This is a genomic window from Pseudomonas arvensis (assembly GCF_056688935.1).
This window is the reverse complement of record NZ_CP162038.1, coordinates 1,856,742-1,873,384: the sequence shown is the minus strand read 5'-3', so window position 1 is coordinate 1,873,384 and position 16,643 is coordinate 1,856,742. Positions and strand designations below refer to the sequence as shown.

Annotated in this window: 17 protein-coding genes and 2 pseudogenes; 7 read left to right on the top strand and 12 right to left on the bottom strand. The window is 61.1% G+C overall.

What is annotated here, in order from left to right; all coding sequences use genetic code 11:
- Window positions 1–51 precede the first annotated feature (51 nt).
- Window positions 52–153, bottom strand: a pseudogene (locus AB3G88_RS08640) (transposase); the annotation flags it as partial.
- Window positions 150–242 (bottom strand): annotated as a pseudogene (locus tag AB3G88_RS08635) (phosphonate metabolism protein/1,5-bisphosphokinase (PRPP-forming) PhnN); the annotation flags it as partial. The pseudogenes AB3G88_RS08635 and AB3G88_RS08640, both read right to left, overlap by 4 nt.
- A gap of 352 nt (window positions 243–594) precedes the next feature.
- Here AB3G88_RS08635 and AB3G88_RS08630 point away from each other — a divergent pair.
- The 7 genes from AB3G88_RS08630 (at window position 595) to AB3G88_RS08600 (ending at window position 9,077) form a co-directional block, all read left to right on the top strand.
- Window positions 595–2,028: an NAD(P)/FAD-dependent oxidoreductase gene (locus tag AB3G88_RS08630; RefSeq protein WP_480453701.1), complete on the top strand. Its 1,434-nt coding sequence runs from the start codon at window positions 595–597 to the stop codon at window positions 2,026–2,028.
- Window positions 2,025–2,885 carry a HemK/PrmC family methyltransferase gene (locus tag AB3G88_RS08625; RefSeq protein ID WP_480453700.1) on the top strand — a complete coding sequence of 287 codons (861 nt, stop codon included), beginning with the start codon at window positions 2,025–2,027 and terminating at the stop codon, window positions 2,883–2,885. Before AB3G88_RS08630 ends, AB3G88_RS08625 begins: the two co-directional genes overlap by 4 nt.
- Before the next feature lie 13 nt (window positions 2,886–2,898).
- Window positions 2,899–4,170, top strand: coding sequence for an aminotransferase class I/II-fold pyridoxal phosphate-dependent enzyme (locus tag AB3G88_RS08620; RefSeq protein WP_480453699.1), 1,272 nt, complete (start codon window positions 2,899–2,901; stop codon window positions 4,168–4,170).
- Window positions 4,171–4,215: 45 nt separating this feature from the next.
- Window positions 4,216–4,551 (top strand): chorismate mutase, encoded by a 336-nt coding sequence (locus AB3G88_RS08615; protein WP_228391213.1) that lies wholly within the window; start codon window positions 4,216–4,218, stop codon window positions 4,549–4,551.
- Complete coding sequence (gene pabB / locus AB3G88_RS08610; protein ID WP_480453697.1) at window positions 4,548–6,617, top strand: aminodeoxychorismate synthase component I; 2,070 nt, start codon at window positions 4,548–4,550, stop codon at window positions 6,615–6,617. Before AB3G88_RS08615 ends, pabB begins: the two co-directional genes overlap by 4 nt.
- The gene (locus tag AB3G88_RS08605) at window positions 6,614–7,486 is read left to right on the top strand and encodes a prephenate dehydrogenase dimerization domain-containing protein (protein WP_400528811.1); all 873 of its coding nucleotides are present in this window, start codon (window positions 6,614–6,616) and stop codon (window positions 7,484–7,486) included. Before pabB ends, AB3G88_RS08605 begins: the two co-directional genes overlap by 4 nt.
- A 70-nt stretch (window positions 7,487–7,556) precedes the next feature.
- Window positions 7,557–9,077 (top strand): MFS transporter, encoded by a 1,521-nt coding sequence (locus AB3G88_RS08600; protein WP_112194291.1) that lies wholly within the window; start codon window positions 7,557–7,559, stop codon window positions 9,075–9,077.
- A gap of 180 nt (window positions 9,078–9,257) precedes the next feature.
- Here AB3G88_RS08600 and AB3G88_RS08595 read toward each other — a convergent pair whose 3' ends face one another.
- From AB3G88_RS08595 to ccmA, 10 genes are all read right to left on the bottom strand, one after another.
- Window positions 9,258–9,656, bottom strand: coding sequence for a hypothetical protein (locus AB3G88_RS08595; protein WP_099586772.1), 399 nt, complete (start codon window positions 9,654–9,656; stop codon window positions 9,258–9,260).
- Window positions 9,657–9,672: 16 nt separating this feature from the next.
- Complete coding sequence (gene ccmI / locus AB3G88_RS08590) at window positions 9,673–10,857, bottom strand: c-type cytochrome biogenesis protein CcmI (RefSeq protein ID WP_480453695.1); 1,185 nt, start codon at window positions 10,855–10,857, stop codon at window positions 9,673–9,675.
- Entirely contained in the window at window positions 10,850–11,323 is a 474-nt protein-coding gene (locus AB3G88_RS08585) for a cytochrome c-type biogenesis protein (RefSeq protein ID WP_012723038.1), read from the bottom strand. Before AB3G88_RS08585 ends, ccmI begins: the two co-directional genes overlap by 8 nt.
- On the bottom strand, window positions 11,320–11,856 hold the full coding sequence (locus tag AB3G88_RS08580) for a DsbE family thiol:disulfide interchange protein (RefSeq protein WP_032889103.1): 537 nt from the start codon (window positions 11,854–11,856) through the stop codon (window positions 11,320–11,322). The genes AB3G88_RS08585 and AB3G88_RS08580 overlap by 4 nt, the downstream gene beginning before the upstream one ends.
- Entirely contained in the window at window positions 11,853–13,841 is a 1,989-nt protein-coding gene (locus tag AB3G88_RS08575; protein WP_480453694.1) for a heme lyase CcmF/NrfE family subunit, read from the bottom strand. The genes AB3G88_RS08580 and AB3G88_RS08575 overlap by 4 nt, the downstream gene beginning before the upstream one ends.
- A 3-nt stretch (window positions 13,842–13,844) precedes the next feature.
- Complete coding sequence (ccmE, locus tag AB3G88_RS08570; RefSeq protein ID WP_480453693.1) at window positions 13,845–14,300, bottom strand: cytochrome c maturation protein CcmE; 456 nt, start codon at window positions 14,298–14,300, stop codon at window positions 13,845–13,847.
- A complete protein-coding gene (gene ccmD / locus AB3G88_RS08565) occupies window positions 14,297–14,473 on the bottom strand; it encodes a heme exporter protein CcmD (protein WP_003172771.1) in 177 nt (58 codons plus the stop codon). The genes ccmE and ccmD overlap by 4 nt, the downstream gene beginning before the upstream one ends.
- A complete protein-coding gene (locus AB3G88_RS08560; RefSeq protein WP_480453692.1) occupies window positions 14,470–15,225 on the bottom strand; it encodes a heme ABC transporter permease in 756 nt (251 codons plus the stop codon). Before AB3G88_RS08560 ends, ccmD begins: the two co-directional genes overlap by 4 nt.
- A gap of 84 nt (window positions 15,226–15,309) precedes the next feature.
- The gene (ccmB, locus tag AB3G88_RS08555; RefSeq protein ID WP_003189951.1) at window positions 15,310–15,978 is read right to left on the bottom strand and encodes a heme exporter protein CcmB; all 669 of its coding nucleotides are present in this window, start codon (window positions 15,976–15,978) and stop codon (window positions 15,310–15,312) included.
- On the bottom strand, window positions 15,975–16,610 hold the full coding sequence (gene ccmA, locus AB3G88_RS08550) for a cytochrome c biogenesis heme-transporting ATPase CcmA (RefSeq protein ID WP_099586777.1): 636 nt from the start codon (window positions 16,608–16,610) through the stop codon (window positions 15,975–15,977). Before ccmA ends, ccmB begins: the two co-directional genes overlap by 4 nt.
- Window positions 16,611–16,643 lie beyond the last annotated feature (33 nt).

Here is a 16,643-nt window from a genome sequence, read left to right as displayed (position 1 = left end):
GCCCCGACAATTCGGGGCATTGGTTTTTGACCTTGGCAGGCTGTGTTTTCACACAGTCTGCAACGCCTCCGGTATTCCTTTGAGGCCATCCGTGACGGAGATCAGAACATCTTCAACGCCACGAGTCTTGAGGTCGTTGAACACCTTCATCCACGCTCGGCCAGGCGTGCGCGCGCGGCGTCCAGCAGGCTGTGCTTGCCCGAACCCGATGGCCCGATGAGATAGATCAACCTGCCCGCCATTCAAAACACCCTCTTCGCTTGTCTTCAGACCTGTAACGGCGCCTCGGTGTCAGTTGCCCACGCGTCGAGCGTCGTAGACGCTGGAAAGTATTTCCAGCCAAAAGACCCTTGCAGGCCGGCGCCGGCCACATTACCCGAGTGTGACCCACCGCGCACCACGCGCACCACGCGCGGCACCTGCACCCAGGCTTTCCGGGCTTGTTCGAGTAAATATGTGAATTTGTAACAACGATACAACATGAAACAAATGCTCGATGGTCGCCCCTTCTCACAATCTATAAAAAGCTCAGCACGTTCCTACATGGGAATGTTTTTCATCCTACAGCTGACAGTTTAAACAAGGATCTAGAACATGGAGTTCGACGTAATTGTAGTAGGCGCAGGCGCCATTGGCGGTTCTATCGCGTATGAACTGAGTGCACGGGGCTTGAAGGTTTGCCGGGTCGGTGAGACCGCCCGCACCAACGCTGCATCCAAGGCAGCCGGTGCCATGAATGGCTGTTTTGGCGAAGTCACCAGCGGCCTGTTGGCCAGCGAGCATGGCCGCCTCAAACTCAATATGGATCGTCAGGCACAAGACCTCTGGCCCGCCTGGGCCGAACGCCTGGTCGCCGACTCCGGCATCAGCACCCCGCTGTTCAGTGCCAGCGGCACTCATGTGTTGCTCAACAGTGCCGGCATGGACGAAGTCGATACGGTCAACTACGAAGCCATCGAGCACACACTGCAAGCCTATGGGGAACAGTACGAAACCATTGATCCAAGAGCCATGGAATGGCTGGCACCGGATCATCTGGTACGTCCGCTGCGCGGGCTGTTTATCCCCAATGAACACGCCGTTGATTCGCACTTGCTACTGGAAAAGCTCGACGCCGCGCTGCTCGCCAACCATGGCACCTTGATCAATGAGAACGCCCGCCGGGTGATCGCCGAAGGCGCAATCGCCACAGGGGTGGAGCTGCTCAGCGGTGAGGTGCTGTGGGGGAAAAAGGTGGTAGTGGCTGCCGGTGTTCAGTCTCTGGACCTGCTCAGCGAGTTCGACACGCTCGTCAACAAAATCCCACCGTTGTTCAGCGGATATGGCGTGTCCATTCTGGTCAAGCTGCCTGAGGGCATGGCGTTACCCCAATCGGTGATCCGCACCCCCAATCGCGCATTTGCCTGTGGCCTGCATTGCGTGCCACGTGGTGACGGCGTGCTGTACCTGGGCGCGACCAATATCCTGTCCGAGCGCCCCAAGCACCATGCGCTGATTTCGGATGTACAGTTTTTGCTCGATTGCGCCGTCGACCAATTGAACCTTGACCTGCACAGTGCCGAAATTATTTCGATCCAAGTGGGCAACCGTCCCATTCCAGCCGACGGCTTCCCTCTGATCGGCGAATGCGGCATGCAAGGGCTGTGGCTGGCAACCGGGACATACCGTGATGGCCTGCACCAATCGCCGCTGCTGGCAGCCTACATCGCCGACTGTTTGACCGGCGTCAAGAGCACCGGCCTGGACTTGAGCACCTTCAATCCTGTGCGCGCCCCACTGACCGGGCTTGCTCGCGAGCTGACGGTTGGCGAAACCGTCAAGCAGATGTTTGCCACCGGTTATGAATATCGCTGGGACGTAAAACCTTACTGGCTGCCCATTCTCGATAAAGGACTGTCGAGCAATTACCAGCAACTGATCGATGAACTGCACCCCTCGTTCACTCCCCCTCCGGAGCTGGTCGCATTCTCCTACCTCTATGAGTCCATGCGCGTGAAGCTGGCGCAGTACTACAAGGAGTGGTCATGAGTCTGGGCAAACAGGAGCAGGAGGCGATCGCCCTGGCCCGCGTGCAGCTGGAAGCGGCCGGCGTGTGGGACCCGGACAATGACCTGGATAGCCTGGTCGATCGCTTTATCGTGCGTGCCGACAAACAGCGCGCACTGGATGAGTTCAGGCTGGCGGTCAGCGAGCGCTGCAATCGGATTCCGTTGGGGCATATTGTCGGCACGGTCGCGTTCGACGACCTGCCCCTGGTTGTGGGCAGCGGCGTATTTATCCCGCGCCCGCACAGCACGGTGATTCATAAGTGGCTGGACGATGCCCGACTGGCGACGGGAACCTGCGTGCTGGACCTTTGCGCCGGCAGCGGCGCCATTGGCCTGGCCATCGCCCGGCGCCGGCCAGACCTGCGGGTGACCTGCGTGGAGTTTGAAGACGTGGCTGTCCACTACCTCAAACGCAATATCGCCCGGTTGGCCACCCACGACGTGCATGTCAACGCGATGCAGGCGGATATCCGTGAAACCCCTGCATTCGCTGGCTTCAAGCACCTGGTCGGGCTGATTGTCGCCAACCCGCCGTACGTTCCTAGGCAAACGCAGTTACAGCCCGAATGGGGCAGCCATCATCCCTCGGCGGCCGTCTATTCAGGTGCCGATGGCCTGGACCTGACACGGCACATCATCGCCCTGGCGACCACTTTGCTGACACCTGAGGGATGGCTGGTGATCGAACACGGCGAGGATCAAGCATTCGCCGTTCGTGAATTGTTCCAACAGCACCACTTGCTTGACGTCAGCACTGTGATTGACCGTGAGTCATCAGACACCACAGGCACGTCCGTCATGACCGTGGGCCGCTTATCGAACGCTGTTCAAGCATAGGAGCTTTTGAGCCATGGATGCACACACCAAACCAGACTGGATGACCATTCGCCGTGACAACACCACCAGCGCCCTGGAGAGCGCCTATGCGGAGGGCCTCACGGGCCTCACCGTCGCGAGCCGTGAAGGCAAGCGTATCACCCTGGCGCAGGGCGGCACGTTCACCGAGTTCGTTTCCTGTTCTTATCTGGGCCTGGAAACCCATCCTGCACTGATCGACGCGGCGCACCAGGCACTGGGCACCTTTGGCCTGCACCTGTCCTCGTCACGCAGTGCCATGCGCCCGGTCTATTTGCCAGAACTGGAGTCGCTGCTCAGCCGCGTCTATAAAGGCTGCGGTGTCAGCGTGTTCACCTCCACCAGCAGCGTGCACCTTGGCGTACTGCCACTGTTGGGCAGCAATTCGCTCAAGGGCTATCCGATCAAAAAGCGCGCCCACTGGTTGATCGATAAAACCGCTCACGCCTCGATGCAGGTGCTGCGCGGCATTCTGCAGCAGTTTGGTGAAGTGACCCGTGTCGAGGCCACCGATCCGGAGTCGATGCGCGTGGCCTTGAAACACTGCGCTGATCGCCAGGAAACGCCGATTCTGTTGATCGACGGTATCGGCTCGATGAGCGGCCTGGTGCCCATCGCGCACCTCGCGCGCCAACTGGCGGACGCCGCAGGCTACCTGTATGTGGATGATGCCCACGGCATCTCGATCGCAGGGCGTCATGGTGCTGGCTACGCCCTGGCGGCGGTAGATAACCAGTTGCCGCACAACATGATCCTGGCCGGTTCTTTGTCCAAGGCCTTTGGCGGAGCGGGCGGGTTTGTGGTGGTGAGTGACCCGCGGGACATCCCGTCGATACACACACTGGCCAACCCCCTGGTGTTCGGTCACTCGATCATGGTGCCAATGCTGGCCGCCAACGTGGCGGCCGCGAAGATTCACCTGAGCGACGAGATAGACAGCCTGCAAGACCGCCTGTGGAGCAACGTGCGCCTGTTTGATTCGCTGACCCACAATCGCCTGCTCAACGCCGGGGTTCAATCCCCGGTCAGAGGCGCATTCTTCGAAACCGAAGAAGACGGCCTGCAAGCCTGCCGGATCCTGCGCGACCACGGCATCCTCATGTTCCCGGTGTTCTACCCGATCATCGCCAAGGGAAAAGCCATGCTGCGCTTCGCCTTTTCGGCCGGCCACGGCGATCACGATATCCGGCAACTGGCCCAAGCCTTGAACGAGCTCACCCGTGCAGGCTTATGGAACGCCACTGCGCTACCCGAGGCCACCGCCTGACCCTTCACACACCCGCACTACGTCGTACACATCAAAGGAATGAATATGACACGGCACCAGCAAATTTCACGTGCAACTCCGTCCACCATCCTGCAACCCATGCGGGATCAGTTGGACCGGATCAACACCCACTTGGTCGACCTGCTTGGCGAACGCATGAGCGTGTGCATGGAGATCGCCGAACTCAAGGCGGCCCATGACATCCCCATGATGCAGCCCAAACGTATCGTTCAAGTGATGGATCAGCTCGCAAGCCACGCCTCGAAAGTCGGCTTGAGGCCCGATTACGTTCAGTCGGTGTTCAAGCTGATCATCGAGGAAACCTGCAACCAGGAAGAGCGGTTGATTCAGCAGCGCCTGGGCCAGGGGCAGCGCTCATGAAAATATTGCTGATTGATAATTTTGACTCCTTCACTCAGAACATCGCCCAATACCTGTACGAGGTCACAGGTGTGTGCGTCGATATCGTCACCAACAGCGTGGCGTACGAACACCTGCACATTGAACAATACGATGCCGTAGTGCTTTCACCGGGCCCTGGGCACCCGGGCGAGTACCTGGATTTTGGGGTGTGCGGGCAGGTTATCCTGCGCTCCCCGGTACCCTTGCTCGGCATTTGCCTGGGGCACCAGGGTATCGCCCAATTCCTTGGCGGAACCGTCGGCCACGCGCCCAACCCGGTGCACGGTTACCGCAGTAAAATCCAGCACGCCGGCAGTGGTTTGTTCCGCGACCTGCCAGAGCAGTTTGAAGTGGTGCGCTACCACTCCCTGATGTGTACCCATCTGCCTGAGGAGCTGCGCTGCACGGCGTGGACGGAGGAAGGTGTGGTGATGGCGATCGAGCACCAAAGCCGTCCGATCTGGGGCGTCCAGTTCCATCCTGAGTCCATCGACTCGGAGTATGGGCATGCGCTGCTCAGTAACTTCATCCGCATGGCACTCGAGCACAATGGGCGCCAGCGCGTGCCGACGCGACAGAGCCCGGCCAGTGCTCAATCGGCCAAGGAGCACTACGTCGCGGTAGGCGGTTTGCTCAACCTGCAATTGGCCTATCGAGTCCATTCAGCTGCGTGCGATCCATTGGCGCTGTTCACCACGCTTTATGCCAATGATCAGCATGCTTTCTGGCTCGACAGCGAAAAATCCGAACGGCCCAACGCGCGCTATTCAATCATGGGCAGCGGCCAGGCCCAGGGAGCTATTCGTCTAACCTATGACGTCAACAGCGAAACCCTCACACTCGAAGGCCCCAAAGGCAGCAGGCGTGTGGCGGGTGATTTCTTCACCCTGCTCGGCCAGCTCATCGAATCGGTCAACGTGGCAGTCCCGCAATACCTTCCGTTTGAATTCAAGGGTGGTTTTGTCGGGTACCTGGGGTATGAACTCAAGGCCCTGACCGGCGGGAACAAGGTCTATCGCTCCGGGCAACCGGATGCCGGCTTTATGTTGGCGCCGCATTTCTTCGTCTTCGACCACCATGACCAAAAGGTCTACGAGTGCCTGTTAAGCGCGACGGGCCAGCCCCCGCAGTGGCCGACGTTGCAGACCTCAATGCCCCCACCTCAGAGCGCCACGAACACACGGCGTTTTGTTCCCGGTGCAGTGAATGAACTTGAGCTGTCACTCGAAGACAGCCCCGACAGTTACATCCGTAAGGTCAAGCGGTCGCTGCAATACATCACCGATGGTGAATCCTATGAAATATGCCTGACCAACCGCGCGCGGATGAGCTACGACGGCGCGCCCCTCGCAGCCTATCGGAGAATGCGCGAAGCAAGCCCAGTACCTTATGGGGCCTATCTTTGCTTCGACAGCTTCAGCGTGCTGAGCGCATCACCCGAGACCTTTTTGAGAATCGATGAAGGCGGCCTGATCGAATCCCGCCCCATCAAGGGCACCCGTGCACGCAGCAAAGACCCTGAGCAAGATCAGCGCCTGCGAGATGACTTGCACGCCTCGACCAAAGATCGCGCCGAGAACCTGATGATTGTCGATCTGGTACGCCATGATCTGAACCGCGTATGCCGTTCAGGGAGTGTGCATGTGCCGAATATTTTCGCCGTGGAGAGTTTTTCCTCGGTACACCAGCTCGTCTCTACGGTACGTGGACATCTACGCAGCGACATCTCGTCAATGGAGGCCATCAGAGCGTGCTTTCCGGGAGGCTCAATGACCGGTGCGCCGAAAAAGCGCACGATGGAAATCATCGATGGGCTGGAGACCTGTGCACGGGGTGTTTATTCCGGAGCGCTGGGCTGGATCTCTTTCAATGGCGGTGCGGAACTGAGCATCGTCATCCGCACAGCGGTATTGCATAAACAACAGGCTGAGTTCGGCATTGGTGGCGCCATCGTCGCCCACTCCGACCCGAAAGAAGAACTTGAAGAGACGCTGGTCAAGGCCAGCGTGCCGTATTACAGCTTTTGCGCAGGGAGCGACACATGAATACCCAAGCAGTAGTCGTATTAGGAGGCGCTGGCCTCATCGGCTCACTGATCAGCCGTATTCTCAAGCAATACGGATACATCGTGCGCGTCGTGGATCGCCGTCCGCCGGATTCCGACTGTGAGTTTCACGAAATGGACGTGACTCAACCGTTCAATCATTCAGGGGCTGTTTTTCGCGACGCCATCGCCGTGGTGTTCGCTCTGCCTGAAAGCGTCGCGGTCAGCGCGATTGCCTGGGTGACCCGGTGCTTGCCTTCAGACGCGGTAATGATCCCCACCTGCTCGGTGCAGGGCCCCTTTTTCAACGCACTGAAAGCAGCGGCGCCGCAGCAAAGGTTTGTGGGCGTCAACCCCATGTTTTCGCCCAAGTTGTCCGTCCAGGGGCGCACGGTGGCGGTCTGCGTGGAAGACGTGCAAACCCCGCAATCCTTCATCGAACGGCATTTGATGGAGGCCGGGATGAAGGTCCGTCGAATGACGCCCGCCGCGCATGATGAGCTGATGGCCCTGTGTCAGGCCTTGCCCCATGCAGCCATTCTCGGATTCGGCATGGCCCTGGCCCAATCTTCGGTCGACCTGGACATCGTGGCAGAGGTCATGCCGCCGCCCATGCGTACCATGATGGCGCTGCTGTCGCGCATCCTGGTCAACCCGCCCGAGGTGTATTGGGACATACAACTGGAAAACGACCAGGCGACCGCTCAGCGTGAAGCGCTGGTGCAGGGCCTGGAGCGCCTGCAGGAAAACATCGTGGAGCAGGACTATGAGCGCTTCAGAAGCGACTTACAGAGTGTTTCAAAGGTCTTGGGCAAACGCTTGAATGCAGGCGCCGTGGACTGCCAGCATCTGTTTTCATTGCTGAACTGAACGATGACCTCGCCAGGGAATGGCGAGGTGTTTTTTCACAACTCGCCACTTTTCCAAGAAGGAGCCGGTGATGTCTTTAGCGGCTGATGAAGTAACACAACAACCACGCTCACGCCGGTGGTTGGCGCTCGCGATATTGATGCTGCCAGTCTTGCTGGTGACCGTGGATAACACCGTGCTGGGTTTTGCGCTGCCCAAAATCGCCGAGGCCCTGCACCCCAGTGCCAGCCAGCAATTGTGGATGATCGATGCCTACTCACTGGTGCTGGCAGGGTTGCTCATTTCCATGGGTAGCCTGGGTGATCGCAAAGGCCATCGCAAACTCCTGCTGATCGGCTCACTGGGCTTTACCCTGGTGTCGGTGATGACCGCTTATTCCAGCACCGCCACGCAGCTGGTCGCGGGACGGGCGTGCATGGGGATCTTCGGGGCAATGTTGATGCCGTCAACGTTGGCGTTGATTCGCTCAGTGTTCGACGACCGGGAAGAGCGTCGCCTGGCCGTGGCGATCTGGGCAACCACCTTGACCGTCGGTTCTGCGCTTGGGCCATTGGTCGGCGGCATATTGCTGGAGTTCTTCAACTGGGGGTCGATTTTTCTCCTGGCCGTGCCGGTGCTGGTGCCTCTGTTGATCCTCGGCCCCTGGCTGCTGCCTGAGTCCGAGCCGGACGCCTCGGGGCCGATGGACGTCATCAGCATTGTGCTCTCGATGGTCGCCCTCAGTGCCCTGGTGTACAGCATCAAGCATGTCGCCAGCGAAGGGCCGGATGCCTGGGCACTGGCGACACTGGCCGTCGCAATCGTGAGCGGCTGGCAATTCGTACGCCGTCAGTTGCGCCTCCCTACCCCCTTGATGGACCTGAGCCTGTTTCGCAACAAGACGTTCAGCGGCTCGGTGACCATTAACCTGATGAGCCTGGCCTTCCTGATCGGTTTCGTGTTCTTTGCCACGCAATTGCTGCAAATCGTCCTGGGCATGTCGCCCTTGAACGCCAGCCTGGCGCTGATACCGGGCCAGCTCATGGCGATTGTGGTGGGGATCCTGATAGTCCCGGTCGCCCAGCGCGTATCGGTCAATGTCCTGATTCCCATCCTGCTGGCCTTCACTGCCGGCGCGTTCTTGCTGGTCGCCAGCCTCGGCAGCAGTTTGACGGTGATCGTGGTTGCGTTTGCCTTGTTGAACATTGGCGTGGGTGCCATCGCCACGGTCTCTAACGACGTGATCCTGTCGGCCGCACCGGCCAACAAGGCAGGAGCCGCGTCAGCCATCAGCGAGACGGCCTATGAAGTCGGGGTAGTACTCGGCACCACCGTGCTCGGTGGCCTGGTGACGGCGTACTACCGCGGCACGCTGCACCTACCGGACTTCTTGACCCCGGTGCAAATGCACCTGGCAAGCGAAACCTTGGCAGGCGCCCACGCAATTTCGACCACCCTGGCTCACGACCAGGCCAGTGAAGTCATGGGCAACGCTATACAGGCATTTGTCGCAGGGACTCAACTGATGGCCTGGGCCACCTTCAGCTTGGCGGTGCTCGCCATCGTCATCGCCCGGCGCACATTGAAGGCACAGGAGGCAGCGTCGGTGTGACGTGGGTGCGGGCGGGCGAACCAAGTGCAACTTGAATTCGGGGGTAACCCGGCAGGACGCCTGGTTAGATCCAACATCCCGATCGACTGTCAGGCCGCCTTCGCAGGCAAGCCCGCTCCCACAGTTGATAGCCTTTCAAATCGAACATAAAAAAGGCGACCCGAAAACGGTCGCCTTTTGTCATTGCGCGTACTGCTTGCTCAACCCCGGCGGCACGCCTTGCACGTTGGTTTCTTCCCATGGCCCGTTGGGGCTGATAGAGCGGCTCCAGCCGTTGCTCCAGCGGTAGTAGGTGCGCTGGCGGTAGAAGGTGTCGGGCTGGTCATCGAGCACGTAGACCTGCATCTTGCCGTCCCAGTGGCTGGCGGCGCCCGGTGGCGGGGCGAACGTCGGCGATTTGGTCGGCACAGGCTTTGGCGGCGGGGTAACCGGGCCGGAAGGCCTGGTGCTCGGCTGAGTCGAAGGGCCGGACGGCGGGATCGTCGGGCCGGTCGGGCCAGGAGGTGGCCGATGGACCGCACAGGCGCTCAGGCCCACTACCAGGCTGAGCAGGGTGATGCGTGCGAATGCGGTCGTCATGGGCGTTTCCTCAGGATTACTTGTCCGGACTGTCGATGGTCAGCTGTTGCAGTGCAGTAGTGCTGCTGGCCAGGGGTTGACTGCGGCCGATCCACTCGCCAGCGGTCGGAAGACCTGCCCGGGATATGCGCGCAACCAGTTGGACTTCGGCGAAGTTGGACAGTTTCAATTGCGGCATCATTGCGTCGGCGTCACCCAACTCGACGGTGACCGGCAGTTCGGCGACGGTAATGCGTTTAGCCGCCAATGGTGCCGGAGGGCCACTGACGGCGCGGGCGAAGATGAACACAGTGTCGCTCGGCAGCGCCTTGGCCTTCACATCGGCGGACACATCCACCCGCACCTTTATCACGGCTTTTTCGGCGACGGTGCCCCCGCTTTCCTTCAGGCTCTGCGCCGCCCGGTCGATGCCGCCTTGCAGCGCGGCACGGGAATTATCCTCCGGTGGCAGTTGGGCCAGCAGGCGTGTCCAGTAGTCGATGGCCTCTTGATAACGCTTGCCTTCAAACGCCGCGATACCCAACAGGCCGAGGCTGGTGACTTCCTTCGGATCCAGCTTCAGGGCTTCATCGGTCAACGCCTGAACCTTGGGCGACCACTGCTTTTCGTCAGCGAAGTATTGCGCCTGGGCCCACTGGCCAAGCAGCTCCGGCTGGCGGCCAGCCAACGCCACGGCACGCTCGAAGACTCTGGCCGCATCGGCCGAACGATCCTGGGCCATATAGGCACGGCCGAGGAAGTACAGGCCTTCGGCTGAATCCGGTTGGGCCACGGCCGCGCGCTCCAGGCGCTGGGTCATGTCTTCCATGGACACCGGCGGCTGGGAGAACTCGCGGGTCAGTTCGACTTTGTCGCTGGCGCCAAAGTGCAGGTACAGGCCCAAGCCAAGCACGGGCACGAGGACGGCGGCGAGCAACGGCAGCGGTTTGCCCAGACGGGACTCGCGGGGCTTTTCGACGCCTTCGGTATCAGCCAGCAGTTCGCGGGCCGCTTCGGCGCGACCGGTGTCGAGTTGCGCGGCGTTGAGCACGCCTTCGTCCTGCTGCACTTGCAGCTCGGCGACACGCTCTTGGTACAGCGCCACGTTCAGCGCGGTGCGATCCTCTTCGCGCTGGGCACGGCGGCCGCGCAACACGGGGATCAACAGGAAACTCAGGGCAATCAGAAGCAGCAAGCCGGCTGCGAGCCAGAAATCAATCATCAGTCTTGGTGTCCAGCAATTGGTCGAGGCGTTTACGCTCTTCGGGGGACAGCGCGTCGGAACCATCGGTTGGCGCCGCGCGGCGACGGCGCACGATCACCGCCATGACGACCACGCCCGCCAACAACAACCCGGCGGGGCCGAACCAGAGCAGCGCGGTCTTGCCGGTGAGGGCCGGTTTGTAGCGCACGAAATCACCGTAGCGGTCGACCATGAAGTCGATGATCTGCTGGTTGTCCTTGCCCTCACCCAGCATGCGGAAGATCTCCTTGCGCAGGTCGGCGGCGATGGGCGCGTTGGAGTCGGCGATGTCCTGGTTCTGGCACTTGGGGCAGCGCAGTTCCTTGGTCAGTTCGCGAAAACGCTCGCGATCACCGTCCTTGGCAAACTCGTAGGTGTCGATGGCCGCGTGGGCCACACCGACCAAGCCCAGCGCCAGCACGGCAGCGGCTAACAGACGTTTCATGGTTTGGCCTCATCGACCAGCGCCTGGTACTTGGCGGCCAGTTGCTCACGCCACACGACTTCGTCGATCACGCCGACGTACTTGTCGCGGATCACGCCCTTGGCGTCGATAAAGAAGGTTTCAGGGGCGCCGTAGACGCCGAGGTTGAGGCCGAGATTGCCGTCTTCATCACGGATATCCAGCTGGTATGGGTTGTGAAACTCGGCCAGCCATTTCAAGGCTGCTGCGTTGTCGTCCTTGTAGTTGATGCCGTAGATCACCACGCCTTTCTCGGCCAATTTGTTGAGCACCGGGTGTTCGACGCGGCAGGAGATACACCAGGTGCCCCACACGTTGACCAGCGCCGGTTTGCCCAGCAGGTCGGCACGGGTCAGCGTCTTGTCGCCTTGCACGTTCGACAGAGAGAACTCGGGGAACGGCTTGCCGATCATTGCCGAAGGCAGCTCGGCCGGGTCCAGGTACAGGCCGCGATACAGGAACACCGCCACCACCAGGAACAACGCCAGCGGCAACACCATCAACCAACGCTTCATACCGCCGCTCCTTGCAGACCGAGGGCTTCACGCACCCGGCTCTTGACCTTGACTCGATACCGCCGATCCAGCGCGGCCAGCAAACCACCAAAGCCGGTGAGCAAACCGCCAAACCAGATCCAGCGCACAAACGGCTTCACATGCACGCGCACGGCCCAGGCGCCCTCGCCCAACGGTTCGCCCAACGCCACATAGAGGTCACGGGTGAAACCGGCGTCGATACCGGCTTCGGTCATCATCGAGCTCTGCACGGTGTAGAGGCGTTTTTCCGGGTGCAGCACGCTGATTTCCTTACCGTCGCGCACTACCCGCACAGTGCCTTTGTCGGACGTAAAGTTCGGCCCTTCAAAGTGCTTGGCGCCCTCAAAGATAAACTGATAACCGCCCAGGTCCATGGACTCGCCCGGCGCCAGGCGCAGGTCGCGTTCGGCGCTGTTCTGGCTGGACAGCACCACGCCCAGCGCACACACGGCGATGCCAATGTGGGCGATCTGCATGCCCCAGTAGCTGCGGGTCAGCGTCGGCAGGCCTTTGATCAAGCCTTTGTGGCGGGTCTTGTCGAAGAGGTCGCGCACACCGGCCAGCAGCACCCAGGCGGCGAGCATAAAGGTGGCCAGTACCGCCCAGTTGAAGTCGCCATAGGCAATGCCGGCGATCACGGCCAGCGCGACGCTGCCCAGCAGTACCGGCATCAGCATGCCGGCCAGCCATTTCACGGGTGTGTCTTTCCAGCGCACCAGTACGCCGACCGCCATCACCACCATCAGCAACCCCATCAACGGGATAAACAGCGCGTTGAAATACGGTGGGCCGACGGACAGCTTGGCGCCGCTCAGGGCATCCAGCACCAGCGGGTAAAGAGTGCCGAGCAGGATCATCGACGCAGCGACCACCAGCACCAGGTTGTTGCCCAGCAGCAGGGTTTCCCGCGACCGCAGGTTGAAGCCAACGTGGCTCTTGACCACCGGCGCACGCAGGGCGAACAGGGTGAGTGAGCCGCCCACCACAAACAGCAGGAAGATCAGGATGAACACGCCGCGCTCCGGGTCCGACGCAAACGCATGCACCGAGGTCAGTACGCCAGAACGCACGAGGAACGTGCCGAGCAGGCTGAGGGAAAATGCGGCGATGGCCAGCAGCACCGTCCAGCTCTTGAACACGCCGCGCTTTTCAGTGACGGCCAGGGAGTGAATCAGCGCGGTGCCCACCAACCACGGCATGAACGAGGCGTTTTCCACCGGGTCCCAGAACCACCAGCCGCCCCAGCCGAGTTCGTAGTACGCCCACCAGGAGCCCAACGTAATGCCAATCCCCAGGAAGGCCCAGGCGACGATGGTCCACGGCCGCGACCAGCGCGCCCAGGCGGCATCCAGGCGCCCGCCCAACAAGGCGGCGATGGCGAAGGCGAAGGCCACGGAGAAACCGACGTAACCCATGTACAGCATCGGCGGGTGAACGATCAGGCCGATGTCCTGCAGCAAGGGGTTGAGGTCATGCCCATTCGACGGGATCTGCGGCAGGATGCGGCTGAACGGGTTTGAGGTCATGATCAGGAACAGCAGAAAACCAATGCTGATCATGCCCATCACCGCCAGCACCCGCGCCAGCATCACTTGCGGCAGTTGGCGCGAGAACACCGACACGGCGAAGGTCCAGCCGCCGAGGATCAATGCCCACAGCAGCAACGAACCTTCGTGGGCGCCCCACACGGCGCTGAACTTGTAGTACCAAGGCAGCGCGGTGTTGGAATTATTGGCGACGTAGGCGACGGAAAAATCGTCGGTCATAAACGCGTAGGTCAGGCAGCCAAACGCGAACAACAGGAAGGCGAACTGACCCCAGGCGGCCGGCTGCGCCAGGCTCATCCACAGGCGGTCACCACGCCAGGCGCCGAGCAACGGCACCACGGCCTGCACGATGGCGAAGCACAGGGCAAGGATCATCGCCAACTGGCCCAACTCGGGGATAAACAGTGCGGACGTCATCACTCAACCCTCCTTAACGGGTGTTGGCGCGGATTGGCCGCTTTCTTTCAAGGCCTTGGTGACTTCCGGCGGCATGTATTTCTCATCGTGCTTGGCCAGCACTTCATCGGCCACCACCACGCCGTCGGCGTTGAGTTTGCCCAGGGCGACGATGCCCTGGCCTTCGCGGAACAGGTCCGGGAGGATGCCGCGGTAGGTGATGGTCACGGCCTTGTTGAAGTCGGTGACCACGAAGGTCACGTTGAGGGAGTCGCCGGAGCGTTTCAGCGAGCCCTTCTCCACCATGCCGCCTGCGCGGATGCGCGTATCGACAGGCGCTTCGCCATTGGCGATCTGGGTCGGGGTGTAGAACAGGTTGATGTTCTGTTGCAGGGCGCTCAGGGCCAGGGCCACGGCAATGCCGACGCCGGCCAGGATGGCAAGGATGATCAACAGACGCTTTCTACGCAGCGGATTCACTTTTCGGTCTCCCGGCGCAGACGACGCGCCTCTTGTTGCAGGTAACGCTTGCGGGCCAGAATCGGCGCGGCGACGTTGAGGGCCAGCACCGCCAGGCAAATACCATAGGCCGTCCAGACATACAGGCCGTGGTGGCCCATGGCGAGAAAATCACTGAAAGAAGCAAAGCTCATCCACGCGCTCCCAGGCAGGTTTGCACTTCGGCCTTGACCCAACTGGCGCGGGCTTCACGCTTGAGCACTTCAAGGCGCATGCGCAGCAGCAGCACGGCGCCGAAGAAACAGTAGAAACCCAGCACCATCAGCAGCAACGGCGCCCACATTTCCACGGGCATCGCCGGTTTTTCGGTGAGGGTGAAGGTGGCGCCCTGGTGCAGGGTGTTCCACCACTCCACCGAGTATTTGATGATCGGGATGTTGATCACACCGACAATCGCCAGTACCGCACAGGCCTTGGCGGCGCTGTCACGATTACTGATCGCGTTGCCCAGGGCAATCAGACCGAAGTACAGAAACAGCAGGATCAACATGGACGTTAGTCGCGCATCCCAGACCCACCATGATCCCCAGGTGGGTTTGCCCCAGATCGCACCGGTGACCAGCGCCACGGCGGTCATCCACGCGCCGATGGGCGCAGCGCATTGCAGGGCCACGTCGGCCAGTTTCATCTTCCACACCAGGCCAACGATGCCGCACACCGCCAGCATCACGTAGCAGGACTGGGCCAGCATCGCGGCGGGCACGTGGATATAGATGATGCGAAAGCTGTTGCCTTGCTGGTAGTCCGGCGGCGCGAAAGCCAGGCCCCAGACCAGGCCGATGCCGATCAGCAACACGGCGAAGAGGCTCAACCACGGCAGCAGTTTGCCGCTGATGCCATAGAACCATTTGGGCGAGCCAAGCTTGTGAAACCAGGTCCAGTTCATTGCTGTTTCTCACGGTTGCTTCGCGTCATGGCGAGAAGCGTAGGGTCTTTACTGACTCAGCGTGTCACGCTGGGTCAGACCTCATTATTCACCGACGCTGATCTTCAGGCCGGCGGCTATGGCAAAGGGTGTCAGGGTTACCGCCAGGGCGGTCAGGCTACCAAGCCACAGGAGGTAACCGGTCGCCGGCATGCCCATGAGCGCGGCCTGCAAAGCGCCGCTGCCAAGGATCAGTACCGGGATGTACAACGGCAGAATCAACAGGGCCAATAACAGGCCACCGCGCTTCAAACCGACGGTCAACGCTGCGCCCACGGCCCCCAACAGGCTGAGCACTGGCGTGCCGAGTAACAGGGACAGGAGCAGCACCGGCAGGCATTCAACGGGCAACCCGAGCATCATGGCAAGCAGCGGCGAAAGCAAGACTAGCGCCAAGCCGGAAAAAGCCCAGTGTGCCAGCACCTTGGCCAGTACCAGAAGTGGCAAAGGGTGCGACGAAAGGACCCACTGCTCCAGGGAACCGTCTTCGAAATCACTGCGAAACAGCCCGTCCAGCGAGAGCAGAACCGATAAAAGCGCCGCCACCCACACCAGTCCCGGAGACAAGGTTTGCAACAGTTTAGTCTCGGGGCCGACCGCCAGCGGGAACAGCGCAATCACAATGGCAAAGAACACCAGCGGGTTGGCCAATTCAGCCGGGCGACGGCACAACAGCCGTGCTTCACGGGCGACCAGCAGGGCGAAGACACTCATGCCGACCACCGGCCCAGGTCGAGGTCGCGGTAACCGGCGGGCATGCGAGCCAGGGTGTGATGGGTGGTGAGCAACACGGTGCCGCCCTGCTCGCAGTGCCGCGCCAGGTGCTCTTCCAGTTGGGCGACACCTTGTTTATCCAGGGCAGTAAAGGGCTCGTCGAGAATCCACAACGGCGGGCCCGGCAGGTACAGGCGCGCCAGGGCCACGCGGCGCTGTTGGCCGGCGGACAGGGTATGACAAGGAACGTCTTCAAAGCCCTTGAGACCGACAGCGGCCAGGGCCTGCCAGATGGCGTCACGGGGAGCAGGATGATGCAGGGCGCTGAGCCAGCTGAGGTTTTCTTCGGCGGTGAGCACGTCCTTGATGCCGGCGGCGTGGCCGATCCAGATCAGGTTTCGCGCCAGTTCAGTGCGTTGTTCGCTGAGGGGTTTACCGTTGAGCCGCACTTCGCCCGCCGTCGGCTGCATCAGCCCGGCCAGCAGGCGCAGCAGACTGGTCTTGCCACTGCCGTTGGGGCCGCTGACCTGCACCATATCGCCACCCGCCACACGCAGGTCGAGGTGCTCGAACAGCAGGCGCAAGTCGCGTTCACAGGCAAGCGCTACGGCTTCAAGAAGAGGGCTGGTCAAGAGATCGCGGGCCTTTACGGTTCAAGTCGGCGG

Coding starts and splice junctions, on each gene's coding strand:
- AB3G88_RS08630 (WP_480453701.1), top strand. CDS start 595: ATGGAGTTCGACGTAATTGTAGTAGGCGCAGGCGCCATTGGCGGTTCT.
- AB3G88_RS08625 (WP_480453700.1), top strand. CDS start 2,025: ATGAGTCTGGGCAAACAGGAGCAGGAGGCGATCGCCCTGGCCCGCGTG.
- AB3G88_RS08620 (WP_480453699.1), top strand. CDS start 2,899: ATGGATGCACACACCAAACCAGACTGGATGACCATTCGCCGTGACAAC.
- AB3G88_RS08615 (WP_228391213.1), top strand. CDS start 4,216: ATGACACGGCACCAGCAAATTTCACGTGCAACTCCGTCCACCATCCTG.
- pabB (WP_480453697.1), top strand. CDS start 4,548: ATGAAAATATTGCTGATTGATAATTTTGACTCCTTCACTCAGAACATC.
- AB3G88_RS08605 (WP_400528811.1), top strand. CDS start 6,614: ATGAATACCCAAGCAGTAGTCGTATTAGGAGGCGCTGGCCTCATCGGC.
- AB3G88_RS08600 (WP_112194291.1), top strand. CDS start 7,557: ATGTCTTTAGCGGCTGATGAAGTAACACAACAACCACGCTCACGCCGG.
- AB3G88_RS08595 (WP_099586772.1), bottom strand. CDS start 9,656: ATGACGACCGCATTCGCACGCATCACCCTGCTCAGCCTGGTAGTGGGC.
- ccmI (WP_480453695.1), bottom strand. CDS start 10,857: ATGATTGATTTCTGGCTCGCAGCCGGCTTGCTGCTTCTGATTGCCCTG.
- AB3G88_RS08585 (WP_012723038.1), bottom strand. CDS start 11,323: ATGAAACGTCTGTTAGCCGCTGCCGTGCTGGCGCTGGGCTTGGTCGGT.
- AB3G88_RS08580 (WP_032889103.1), bottom strand. CDS start 11,856: ATGAAGCGTTGGTTGATGGTGTTGCCGCTGGCGTTGTTCCTGGTGGTG.
- AB3G88_RS08575 (WP_480453694.1), bottom strand. CDS start 13,841: ATGACGTCCGCACTGTTTATCCCCGAGTTGGGCCAGTTGGCGATGATC.
- ccmD (WP_003172771.1), bottom strand. CDS start 14,473: ATGAGCTTTGCTTCTTTCAGTGATTTTCTCGCCATGGGCCACCACGGC.
- AB3G88_RS08560 (WP_480453692.1), bottom strand. CDS start 15,225: ATGAACTGGACCTGGTTTCACAAGCTTGGCTCGCCCAAATGGTTCTAT.
- ccmB (WP_003189951.1), bottom strand. CDS start 15,978: ATGAGTGTCTTCGCCCTGCTGGTCGCCCGTGAAGCACGGCTGTTGTGC.